The 11,658-nt window shown below is 64.9% G+C and carries 11 protein-coding genes; all 11 read right to left on the bottom strand.

The window, feature by feature from the left end; genetic code table 11:
* Nucleotides 1-10: 10 nt before the first annotated feature.
* The gene (locus tag IC762_RS15140; protein ID WP_195789564.1) at nucleotides 11-1,210 is read right to left on the bottom strand and encodes a CaiB/BaiF CoA transferase family protein; all 1,200 of its coding nucleotides are present in this window, start codon (nucleotides 1,208-1,210) and stop codon (nucleotides 11-13) included.
* Nucleotides 1,211-1,452: 242 nt separating this feature from the next.
* Nucleotides 1,453-1,656, bottom strand: coding sequence for a hypothetical protein (locus IC762_RS15135; protein ID WP_195789563.1), 204 nt, complete (start codon nucleotides 1,654-1,656; stop codon nucleotides 1,453-1,455).
* Between the two features lie 56 nt (nucleotides 1,657-1,712).
* Nucleotides 1,713-3,245 carry a class I adenylate-forming enzyme family protein gene (locus IC762_RS15130; RefSeq protein ID WP_195789562.1) on the bottom strand — a complete coding sequence of 511 codons (1,533 nt, stop codon included), beginning with the start codon at nucleotides 3,243-3,245 and terminating at the stop codon, nucleotides 1,713-1,715.
* Nucleotides 3,246-3,260: 15 nt separating this feature from the next.
* The gene (locus IC762_RS15125; protein WP_195789561.1) at nucleotides 3,261-4,433 is read right to left on the bottom strand and encodes an acetyl-CoA acetyltransferase; all 1,173 of its coding nucleotides are present in this window, start codon (nucleotides 4,431-4,433) and stop codon (nucleotides 3,261-3,263) included.
* A 45-nt stretch (nucleotides 4,434-4,478) separates the two neighbouring features.
* On the bottom strand, nucleotides 4,479-5,129 hold the full coding sequence (eda, locus tag IC762_RS15120) for a bifunctional 4-hydroxy-2-oxoglutarate aldolase/2-dehydro-3-deoxy-phosphogluconate aldolase (RefSeq protein WP_195789560.1): 651 nt from the start codon (nucleotides 5,127-5,129) through the stop codon (nucleotides 4,479-4,481).
* Nucleotides 5,126-6,082, bottom strand: coding sequence for a sugar kinase (locus tag IC762_RS15115; protein WP_195789559.1), 957 nt, complete (start codon nucleotides 6,080-6,082; stop codon nucleotides 5,126-5,128). The genes eda and IC762_RS15115 overlap by 4 nt, the downstream gene beginning before the upstream one ends.
* A 20-nt stretch (nucleotides 6,083-6,102) precedes the next feature.
* Entirely contained in the window at nucleotides 6,103-7,089 is a 987-nt protein-coding gene (gene denD, locus IC762_RS15110; RefSeq protein WP_195789558.1) for a D-erythronate dehydrogenase, read from the bottom strand.
* Between the two features lie 116 nt (nucleotides 7,090-7,205).
* Nucleotides 7,206-8,081, bottom strand: a complete 876-nt coding sequence (locus tag IC762_RS15105) for a carbohydrate ABC transporter permease (RefSeq protein ID WP_195789557.1) — start codon at nucleotides 8,079-8,081, stop codon at nucleotides 7,206-7,208.
* A 2-nt stretch (nucleotides 8,082-8,083) separates the two neighbouring features.
* Nucleotides 8,084-9,031: a carbohydrate ABC transporter permease gene (locus IC762_RS15100; RefSeq protein WP_195789556.1), complete on the bottom strand. Its 948-nt coding sequence runs from the start codon at nucleotides 9,029-9,031 to the stop codon at nucleotides 8,084-8,086.
* A gap of 66 nt (nucleotides 9,032-9,097) precedes the next feature.
* Nucleotides 9,098-10,411 (bottom strand): ABC transporter substrate-binding protein, encoded by a 1,314-nt coding sequence (locus IC762_RS15095; protein ID WP_195789555.1) that lies wholly within the window; start codon nucleotides 10,409-10,411, stop codon nucleotides 9,098-9,100.
* A gap of 44 nt (nucleotides 10,412-10,455) precedes the next feature.
* On the bottom strand, nucleotides 10,456-11,520 hold the full coding sequence (locus IC762_RS15090) for an ABC transporter ATP-binding protein (protein ID WP_195789554.1): 1,065 nt from the start codon (nucleotides 11,518-11,520) through the stop codon (nucleotides 10,456-10,458).
* Nucleotides 11,521-11,658: the final 138 nt, after the last annotated feature.

Raw genomic sequence — 11,658 nt, 5'->3', positions numbered from 1 at the left:
TGTCGTGCTCCTATGCCCTCACCGCTTTGGCAGCGCCGTCGCGCACCATCGCCGCGATCTCGTCGGCGGAGAAACCTGCCTCGCGCAAGATCTCCTCGCTGTGCTCGCCGAGCCGTGGCGCCAGCCGGCTGGGCTCGACCGCCGTCTCCGACCAGCGCGGCGATGGCTTCATGCTGCGGATGCGGCCTTCGGTCGGATGCTCGGTCACCGGAAACACGCCGGTCGCGACCATATGCGGGTCCTGCAGCAGGCTCTCGAGATCGTGCATCGGCATGACCGGCACGTCGGCCTTTTCGAGGATCGCGTTCCACTCCGCGGTGGTCTTGGTCAAAAGGATGCGCGCGAGCTCGGCATAGACGACATCGATATTGGTGGCGCGGCCGGCAAACGTCGCGAATTTCGGGTTGCTGCGGAGATCGTCGCGGCCGGTGGCGGCGAAGAAGTTCTCCCACTGCTTGTCGTTGTAGACGATCACGCAGATGTAGCCGTCCAGCGTCTTGTAGGGACGCCGGTCGGGCGACAGATGCCGCGCGTAGCCGCCCTTGTCGAGCGGTGGATCGTAGGTCAGGCCGCCCATGTGGTCGCCCATCACGAAGCCGGCCATGGTCTCGAACATCGGAATGTCGACGCGCTGGCCTTTTCCGGTGCGGTCGCGATGCACCAGGCTGGCGCAGATCGCGCCGACGGCAGTGAGGCCGACGATGCGGTCGACCAGCGCGTTCGGCACGTAGCGCGGCACGCCATCCGAGGTCTGCGCCATCAGCGCCGGCAGCGCGGTGGCGCCCTGGATCAGATCGTCATAGGCGGGCTTCGCGGCATACGGCCCGTCCTGGCCGAAGCCGAACACGCCGGCATAGATCAGCCGCGGATTGATCTCGGAGACCACGTCGTAGCCGAGGTTCAGCCGCGCCATCGCCTGCGGGCGCACATTATAGACCAGCACGTCGGCCTGCGCGATCAGCCGCAGCACGGCCTCGCGGCCCGCGGGCTTCTTCAGGTCGAGGCAGATCGAGCGCTTGCTGCGGTTGGTGTTGAGGAACACCGGACCCATGCCGGGATGCCGCGTCGGCCCGATCTGCCGCGTCACGTCGCCATCGGGCGATTCCACCTTGATGACATCGGCGCCGTAGTCGCCGAGCATCTGGGTCGCGTAGGGGCCCATCAGCACGGTCGTCATGTCGACGATCTTGATGCCCTGCAATGGTCCCATCGTGCTGTGCGCTCCCGGATGTTCTGGTTATGAAACCTAGTAACGGGAGGTTTTCGCCGAGATCAAGCTGCGCCGGGCGTATGGGCGTATGCGTCGGGCCGCTCGCCGCGTTCCGTAGGGTGGGCAAAGGAGCGCAGCGACGTGCCCACCCGATCCGGCGTGCTCGCGATGATGGGCGCGCGGAGCCTGTCATCGGGCGCCCGTACGCGCGACCCGTTGGCTTTGCCCACCCTACGACGGCACTATTGGCCACCGGTCATCGCGTCGCGTGCTTTCTCGAGCTTCTCCAGTTCCGCGTTCTGCTGCTCGAGGCGCTCGGCGATCCGTTCCTCGACTTCCGCGCCCGAAGCACCGGCAGCTTGCTCGATCAACTGCCTGATATTGTCCCGCAGGATCGCGATGCGATCGTTCACTTCCGCCAGCGACAGCGAGGTTTCGATTCCCATGGTCCATTCTCCGGGTGACAGGCTGCGGCGAGACTAGCGCGGCCGCGAGCTGCGGCCTACCCCTTCGCCATCATCTCGCGCAGCGAGGTCTTCAGTACCTTGCCATAATTGTTCTTCGGCAGGGCTTCGAGATAGACATAGCGCTTCGGCCGCTTGAAGCGCGCGATCGAGGCCAGGCAATGCGCGTCGAGCTTGCCGTCGTCGGCTGAGGCGCCGTCCGCCAGCACGACGCACGCGACGACGATCTCGCCCCATTCCGCGTCCGGCACGCCGATGGCCGAGACTTCGCGGACATCCGGATGGGTCAGCAGCGCTTCCTCGACCTCGCGCGGATAGATGTTGGTGCCGCCGGAGATGATGACGTCCTTGGAGCGGTCCGACAGCGTGAGGAAGCCGTCCGCGTCGAGCCGGCCGACGTCGCCGGTACGCAGCCAGCCGTGCTTCAGCGTCTCGGCATTGGCCTTCGGATTGTTCCAGTAGCCGAGCATCACGGTCAAGCCTTTGACCTCGATCTCGCCGGTCTCGCCTGCGGGCAACGGATGGCCGTCCTTGTCGGTGATACGCACGCTGACTGCGCTCTGCGCGGTGCCGACGGAAGCCAGCCGTTCGAGATAGCGCGGGTGATTGCTTTGCCGGTGCCAGTCACGCGACAGCGCCGTGATCGTCATCGGCGTCTCGCCCTGGCCGTAGATCTGCACGAAGCGCTGGCCCATGGTCGCGATCGCATCGCGAATGTCGGCCATGTACATCGGCCCTCCGCCATAGATGATGGTGCGCAGCCCCTCGCCGTTCTCGCCGCGTTTTTTCGCGGCATCGACCAGACGTCGCACCATGGTGGGCGCCGCGAACATCACGACATTGTCGAGCTGGCGGCCGAGATTGAGCACCTCGTCGGGATCGAAGCCGCCGGACTCGGGGACGACGTGGCGACCGCCCATCCGGACATGCGGGAAGTTGTAGAGACCGGCGCCATGCGAGATCGGCGCGGCGTAGAGCGAGGCATCGTTCGGCGTCGCCGCATCGACGTCGGCGAGATAGCACAGCGACATCGCCACGAGATTGCCGTGGCTCAGCATCACGCCCTTGGGCCGGCCGGTGGTGCCCGAGGTGTAGAACAGCCAGGCCAGATCGTTGCTCTCGCGCGGCAGCGGCGCCGGTGGTCCCTCGCCGCCTCGCATCGTGCGATAAGCGTTGCTGTCGACCGACAGCATGGTCATGCCGGCAGGGCAATCGTCCTTCGCCTCGTTCAGTGCGTCGATCGTGTCATCGGAGACGAATGCGAGCTTGGCGCCGCCATTGCCGCAGATCCATGCTGCCTCGCGGCCGTGCAGTTTGGCGTTGATCGGGATCGCGACCGCGCCGATCCACCAGATGCAGTAGAGGCATTCGAGATATTGCGTGCAATTGCTGGCAAACAGCGCGACACGATCGCCGGCGACGATGCCGTGATCACGCGCCAGCGCCGCCCCGATCGAGGCGGCGCGGCGCGCGAAGGTCGCGTAGTCGGCGTCGAGGTCGAAGCCGGTCAATAGCGCCGGCGCGTCAGGTCGCGCCCGCGCCGTCGCCGCCAGCCATTCGGCAATGTTCATCGCCGAACGCCGTGCTTATTTGGCCGGCTCGAGGATCGAGACGTAGTTGGCGACCGCGGCGCCGCCCATGTTGAAGATGCCGCCGAGCTGGGCGTTCTTGAGCTGCATGCCCTCCGGCGCTTGCCCCGTGAGCTGCATCGCGCTCATCACGTGCATGGAGACGCCGGTGGCGCCGATCGGATGGCCTTTTGCCTTGAGGCCGCCCGACGGATTGACCGGCAGCTTGCCGTCCTTCTGGGTCCAGCCTTCCAGAATCGCGCGCGCGCCCTGCCCCTTCGGCGTCAGGCCCATCGCCTCATATTCGATCAGCTCGGCGACCGTGAAGCAGTCATGAGTCTCGACAAACGACAGATCCGAGAGTTCCAGGCCGCCCTTCTGCAGCGCGCGCTGCCAGGCCGTGGTGCAGCCTTCGAACTGCAGGATGTCGCGCTTCGACATCGGCAGGAAATCCTGCGCATGCGCGGTGGCACGGATGTTGACCGCCTTGCCCATGGTCTTGGCGGTCTCGGCATCGGTCAGCACCAGCGCGGCGGCGCCATCCGACACCAGCGAGCAGTCGGTGCGCTTCAAGGGGCCCGCGACGAACGGATTCTTCTCGCTCTCGGCGCGGCAGAACTCGAAGCCGAAATCCTTGCGCATCTGGGCGTAGGGATTGGCGACGCCGTTCTTGTGGTTCTTGGCGGCGATCATCGCCAGTGCGTCCGACTGGTCGCCGTATTTCTGGAAATAGGCCTGCGCGATCTTGCCGAACACGCCGGCAAAGCCGCCGACCGTGTCGCCGTCCTCAGGCAGGTACGATGCCTTGAGCAGGTTCTTGCCGATCTCCGGCCCGGGCGTCCGCGTCATCTGCTCGACGCCGACCACCAGCACGATCTTCGCGGCGCCCGCCTCGATGGCGCGGATGCCCTGGTGCACGGCGGCGGAGCCGGTGGCGCAGGCATTTTCCACGCGCGTCGTCGGCTTGAAGCGCAGCGCCGGATTGGCCTGCAACACCAGCGAGGCCGTGAAATCCTGCGGCGAGAAGCCGGCGTTGAAATGGCCGAGCATGATCTCGTCGACGTCGCCAGCGGCAATGCCGGCGTCGGCCAGCGCCTCGTTGGCGACCTTGACGACGAGCCCTTCGACGGTCTCCGCGTCGAACTTGCCGAATGGCGTGTGCGCCCAACCTACGATGCTGGCTGCAGTCATGGCCGTATCTCCCTGTTCCTGTTCAAGGAGTTATGTAGCGTATCTTTAGAGCGCTTTCAGCGTTTTCATGGCCTTCGCGCACATGGCGGTTATGCCGGCCCAATTGCCGGCGCGGATCTCGGACGCCGGGCATAGCCAGGAACCGCCGACTGCCAGCACATTCGGCTCCGCGAGCCAGGTCGCGGCATTGGCCTCGCCGATCCCGCCGGTCGGACACACCCTCACATGGGGGAACGGGCCGGCCAGCGCCCGCAGTGCCTTGATACCGCCAGCCTGCTCGGCCGGGAAGAATTTGACCACGTCGAACCCATGCGCCAGCGCCTGCATCAGTTCGGAGGCAGTGGCAATGCCCGGCGCGAACGGCAGCCGGCTCGCGGCGACCGCTTTCAGCAGTTCGGGCGTGGCGCCCGGGCTGATGCCGAATTTGGCGCCGAGCGCCTCGGCGCGCGCGAGATCGTCGCCATTGAGGATGGTGCCGATCCCGACGATCGCGTCGGGCACCTCCGCAATGATCGCCTTGGCCGCATCGGCGGCCACCGGGGTGCGCAGCGTCACCTCGAGCGTGCGGACGCCGCCGGCGACCAGCGCGCGCGCGAGCGGCACCGCGTCCTCCAGCCGGTCGATGGTGAGCACCGGGATCACGGTGGCCTGGCGGATCAGTTCGGCGATCTGCTGCTGCTTCGATGTCGCGCTCATTGGGAGGCCTTGCGGGAGGTTGAGGGCCGCGCCGTCTTCTTCGGCGGCATGGCGTAGCGGGGAATGATGGCGCCGGGATAGCACACGACGACGCCGGCCAGCCGATGGCCGGCGCGGGCCGCCTCCTCCGGCACGGTGCCGCCGAGCCGGGCGGCAAGATAGGCCGCGGCAAAGCTGTCGCCCGCCGCCGTGGTGTCGACCACCGGCTTGGTCAACGGCTCGGCCCTCACCTCGACAGTCGCGCCGGCAAAGCGCACGATGCAGGCGGGCTCGGTGAGCTTCAGCACCACCTCGGGGCTCGTGATGCCGGCGAGCAAGGCCGTGTGGCTTTCGCCGGGATAGAGCGGCGCCAGATCCTCGGTCGAGGCAAGCACGATATCCGCCGCCTCGAACGCGCCGCTGAACACGTTGCGCGCGACGGCGAGGTCGAGCCAGCCGCGGGCGCGGAAATTGGTGTCGAACGCAAAGCGGGTGCCGAGCAGCCGCGCGCGCTTCAGAGCCGTCATCAATCGATCCCGGCCTTCCTCGCGCAGGATCGAGAGCGTGATCGCCGAGAGATAGACGACGTCATAGCTCGCCAGCGAGTTGAGGATGTCATTGGTCTCGGGCAGATCCATCAACTCGCGCGCTGCCGCACTGTCGCGCCAATGGAAAAAGCGCCGCTCGCCCTTGTCGTCGGTCTGGATCAGATAGAGGCCGGGCAGCTTGCCGGGCAGCCGCGCCACGCGCTTGGTGCCGATGCCTTCCGCGGTCCAGCCCGCGATCATCTCGTCGCTCAGCGCATCATCGCCGAGCGCGGTGACGTAATCGACGTCGGTGCCGAGCCGCGACAGGTAGACCGCGGTATTGAGCGTGTCGCCGCCATAGCCGCGCGAGTACAGACCGCCGGGCTGGCTGCCCGGCCCCTGACGCAGCTCGATCATGCATTCGCCGATGCAGGCAACCCTGGTCATCTCAAGTGCCGCAAACGGAGCTAGGCCGCGAACTTGCCGCCGAGCTCGTCCTCGATATGGATGCGGATGATGTCGTCGAAGGTCTTCTCGGCGGTGGTGAAGCCGAGCTTCAGCGCCCGATCGGTCGCGAAATCGCGCGGCCAGCCCGAGACGATGCTGATGATGGTCGGATCCGGCACCCGCTTGATGCGCGCGACAACGTTCTTGCCGGCGACGCGTTCCAGCGCCGCGATCTGCTCGCCGACGGTCACCGACATGCCGGGCATGCTGAGATTGCGCCGCGAACCCATCGCATTGAGGTCCATGGTGCCGGCATGGATCAGGAATCCGACCGCCGATTTCGGCGAGGCATGCCAGTGCCGCACGTCCTCGGAGACCGGCAGGATCGCCTCCTCGCCGGCGAGCGGCTCGCGGATGATGTTGGAGAAGAAGCCGGACGCCGCCTTGTTCGGCTTGCCCGGCCGCACGCAGATCGTCGGCAGACGAATGCTGATGCCGTCGAAGAAGCCCCTGCGCGTGTAGTCATTGATCAGAAGCTCGCAGATCGACTTCTGGGTGCCGTAGCTCGTCAGCGGGGTGTGGAAGAACTCGTCGCCGATCTTCTCGGGGAATGGCGCGCCGAACACCGCGATCGAGGACGTGAAGACCAGGCGCGGCTTGTAGCCGCCGCCCACCGCGCGGATCGCGTCGATCATATAGCGCGTGCCGTCGAGATTGATCCGGTAGCCCTTGTCGAAATCGGCCTCGGCCTCGCCCGAGACGATGGAGGCGAGAAGGAAGATCACGTCGGGCCGCTCGGCGATCAAAGGCGCAGACGCGCCGGGCGCGGCGAAATCGGAGGCGATGACCTTGACCGGAATCTTGGCATTGGCCGGCTTGGCCGGCTCGACCACGTCATGCAGCGTCATGCGGGCGATGTCGCGATTACCGAGCCGGCCCTCGTGCAGCAAGCGCTCCACCAGTTTGCGGCCGACCATGCCGGCGGCGCCGAGAATCAGAATGTGCAAGACCTACTCCTTCTTATTTGCCGGCTTGGCAGCCAGACTTATTGGTCGGCTCGGGCGGCCGGATGCTTCTTGGCCAGGACGCGCCGCCTCGGGCGCGTCATCATGGCGGGCCGCCATCACTCCTTCACGGCGCCGGTCATGGCCGACACATAGTACTCCACGAAGAAGGAATAAAGGATCACGACGGGGACCGAGCCGGTCAGCGCCGCCGCCATCAGCGCGCCCCAATGGTAGACGTCGCCGTTGACGAGCTCGGTGATGGCGCCGACCGGAATCGTCTTGTTCTCGGACGAGGAGATGAAGGTCAGGGCGTAGATGAACTCGTTCCACGACAGCGTGAAGGCGAAAATGCCGGCCGAGATCACGCCTGGAAGCGACAATGGCAGCGTGATCTTGGTCAGGATCTGCAGCCGTGTCGCGCCGTCAATCAGCGCACATTCTTCCAGTTCGTACGGGATGGTGCGGAAATATCCCATCAAGAGCCAGGTGCAGAACGGGATCAGGAAGGTCGGGTAGGTCAGGATCAGCGCCAGATTGCCGTCGAACAGCCCGAGCTGGAACACGATCGCGGCGAGCGGAATGAACAGGATCGACGGCGGAACCAGGTAGCCCAGAAAGATCGCGAGCCCGACATAGCGCGAGCCCTTGTAGCGGAGACGTTCGATCGCATAGGCCGCGCAGACGCTGGCGAACAGCGAGATGAAGGTCGAGGACACCGAGACGATCACCGTGTTCCACATCCAGAGCGGATAGTCGGTGTCGAAGAACAGCTTCTTGATGTGCTCCAGCGTCGGATGCGCGATCAGGAATGGATTGTACTTCTCATAGTCGTACATCTCCGCGTCCGGCTTGAAGGTCGTCACCGCCATCCAGTAGAACGGAAACAGCAGGAAGACCATGATCAGGCCGAGCGGAAGATAGACCCGGAGAAACTTCTTCGGGAAGCTCTCCAGATAGGACATGCCGACGCTTTGGTCGTCCACGGTGGTCATGGTCAGTCCCTCCCGCCTTGCTGCCAGCGGGTACGCTGAAGGCCAAAGAAGCTCAGCAGGATCGCGGCAACCAGGAACGGGATCATCGCATTCGAGATCGCCGCGCCCTCGCCGAGATTGCCGCCGGTGATCGCGCGCTGGAACGACAGCGTCGCCATCAGATGCGTGGCGTTGATCGGGCCGCCGCGCGTGATGGTGTAGATGAGCTGGAAATCGGTGAAGGTCATCAGCACCGAGAACGTCATCACCACCGCGATGATCGGCGACAGCATCGGCAGCGTGATGTGACGGAAGCGCTGCCAGTTGGTGGCGCCGTCGAGATTGGCCGCCTCGTAGAGCGAGGGCGAGATGGTCTGCAGGCCCGCGAGCAGCGTGATCGCCACAAAGGGCACGCCGCGCCAGATATTGGCGACCACGACCGACCAGCGCGCGTTCCAGGGATCGCCGAGGAATTCGATGTAGCGGGTCAAAAGGCCGGCCTTCACCAGCACCCAGGAGATGATCGAGAACTGGCTGTCATAGATCCACCAGAACGCGATCGCCGACAGCACGGTGGGCACCACGAACGGCAGCAGCACGATGGCCCGGACCATCGACTTGAACGGCAAGTTCTCATTGAGCAGCAGCGCCAGATAGAGCCCGATGGCGAATTTCACGATGCTGGCGGTGACCGTGTAGAAGATGGTGTTGAACACCGACAGCCAGAACACCGAGTCCTTCGAGAGCGAGACGAAATTCTGGAAGCCGATGAAACGCCCGACGCCGCCGATCTTGGTGTCGGTCATGCCGAGCCAGAAGCCGAGCGCGAGCGGATAGGCCAGAAACAGCACGAGAATGGTGACTGCCGGCACCATGAACATCGCACCCAGAAAGTGGCGGCTTTCGAATGCCCTCGACCACATGCTGCTGCGCTTGACTTGCGCGGCGACGGGCTCGGCCAGAACTGCCATCTCGGAGGTTCCTTGAAAGAATGAGCGCGGCGTCCCGTGACGGGACGCCGCGCGGATGTGGGTCGATCAGCTCTGGTAGTAGCGTTTGGCGCGCTCGGCCGCGCGCGCCGCCGCCTGCTTCGGCGTCGCCGATCCGGACGCCGCTTCGGCGAACATGTCGACGACGACGAAGTCGCCCATCACGGCGGCCGAAGCGTAGCCGAGATCGCCGGCGTAGCCGTTGTCGAGGCAGCGCTTCAGGCAGTCGCGGTACGGCGTGATCTTGGGGTCGGACGTCCAGACCGGGTTGTCGTTGTAGGCCGGCAGCGGCGGCGAGACATAGCCGTTGGAAGCGACCTCCCAGGCGTCGTAGTTCGTCTTGTCCCACATGAACTTGATGTATTCCTTCACCGCCTTCGGGTACTTGGAATATTTGTAACCGTAGGCGACCAGCACGTTCTGCTGCTCGGTCGGCTTGCCGACCGGACCGATCGGCATCGGCGCGTGATCCATGTCCTTGGCGATTTCCTGCTGCTTCGGATCGGGTGAGGTCTTGCCGACGGTCCAGATCGAGATGCCGTTCAGCGTCAGGCTGAGCTCGCCGTTCAGGAACGCCTTGTTGTTGTTCGAGTCGTTCCACGACAGTACGCCGGGGATGAAGGTGTCGTAGAGCTGCTTGACGTATTCGAGCGCTGCGACCGTCTCCGGCGAGTCGATCACGACCTCGTTCTTCTCGTTGACGACCTTGCCGCCGAACGCCCACAGCGCCCACTGGCACCAGCCATTGGCGTCGCCGGTGGCATGACCGAGCGCGAAGCCGGCCGGGGTGTTGTTCTTCTTCAGGGCCTGGCAGAGCTTGAGGAAGCCCGCGGTGTCCTTGGGGAATTCCTCGAAGCCAGCCGCCTTCATGTGGCTGACGCGGTAGTTCAGGCAGCCGCCGGTCGCGCCTTGCGGGATCGCGATCCAGCCATTGCCCTTCTTGCCGTACTTCTCCGCGACCGGATACCAGCCGCCATAGCTGGCCCCGAGATATTCGGCGACGTCGGTGACGTCGATCAGCTTGTCCGGGAATTTGTGCGGATCGTCGAGCGTGCCGATGATCAGGTCCGGACCGGCGCCGACATTGGCGGCGACCGCGGCCTTCGGCCGGATGTCTTCCCAGCTCTCGGCTTCGAGCTTGACCTTGACGCCGGTGGTCTCGGAGAACTTCTTGGTGAGCTCGGCGAACTTGTCGAACTCGGCCTGGATGAACTGCTTCCAGCGCAGCACGCGGATCGAGGCGTTGGGCTCCGGCGTATTGGTCCAGGTCGCGGCGCGCACCGGGACGATTCCCGGGCCCGCCAGAACGGCCGTTGCGCCAAGCCCGGCCTTGATCACATCACGTCTGTTGAAACCGCTCATCAGTCTCTCCCTAATTTCTTTGTTTGTATTGGTTGGTTTTGACGTCACTGCATACGTTTGCCGGTCGCATCATCGAACAGATGAACCAGCCCCGGATCGGGCTTGAGCCGGACCTTGTCGCCCGGATTGAACAGATGCCGTTCGCGGAACACCGCAACGACCTGCTCGCCGCCAAGCTTGGCGAACACCTGGGTCTCCGAGCCGGTCGGCTCGACCACGACGATCTCGGCCTCGGCGCCGTCATCGGCGATGGTGAAATGCTCCGGACGCACGCCGTAGACCGCGGGCTTGCCGTCGGAATTGCCCGGTGCCGACTTCAGCGGCAGCTTGACGCCGTTCGGTCCCTCGAAATAGGCGGCGCCGTTGACCTTGACGTTGCCTTTGAGGAAATTCATCGCGGGCGAGCCGATAAAGCCGGCGACGAACTGGTTCGCCGGCGTGTCGTACAGCTCGAGCGGCGAGCCCATCTGCTCGACGATGCCGTCATGCATCACCACGATCTTGTCGGCCATCGTCATGGCCTCGATCTGGTCGTGGGTCACGTAGACGGTGGTGGTGCGCAGCCGCTGATGCAGTTCCTTGATCTCGGTGCGCATCGCCACGCGCAGCTTGGCGTCGAGATTCGAGAGCGGCTCGTCGAACAGGAAGACCTGGGGATCGCGCACGATGGCGCGGCCCATCGCCACGCGCTGGCGCTGGCCGCCGGAAAGTTGCCGCGGATAGCGGTCGAGCAGCGGGGTGAGCGCGAGGATTTCCGCGGCGCGCTTGACGCCGGTCGAGATCTCCTCGGCCTTGGCGCCGCGCAGCTTGAGCGAGAAGCCCATATTGTCGGCGACCGTCATATGCGGATAGAGCGCGTAGTTCTGGAACACCATCGCAATGTCGCGCTCTTTGGGCTGGACATTGTTGACGACGCGGTCGCCGATCGAGATCGTGCCCGCGGTGATGTTCTCCAGCCCCGCCAGCATGCGCAGCAGGGTCGACTTGCCGCACCCGGAGGGACCGACCAGAACGACGAATTCGCCGTCCTCGATCGGGATCGTCACGCCGTGCAGGACCTCAAAATTACCGAACGATTTGCGCACGTCGCGAATCTGGACCGACGACATCCACTTCCCTCCCTCAAGTTCCCGGCGGCGTACGACGAGTGCCGTGACCGCTCTGATTTGTTCCGGCCGCACTGGGCGCGCGGCTCGTTTGGACTGATGTTATTGTCCGCAGTTTAGACGGTTTTGGCAATCGTTCGA

It is taken from the genome of Bradyrhizobium genosp. L, assembly GCF_015624485.1.
Classification (GTDB): Bacteria; Pseudomonadota; Alphaproteobacteria; order Rhizobiales; family Xanthobacteraceae; genus Bradyrhizobium.
Note: the sequence above shows the minus strand (reverse complement) of the source record. Positions and strands in the feature narration are given on the sequence as shown.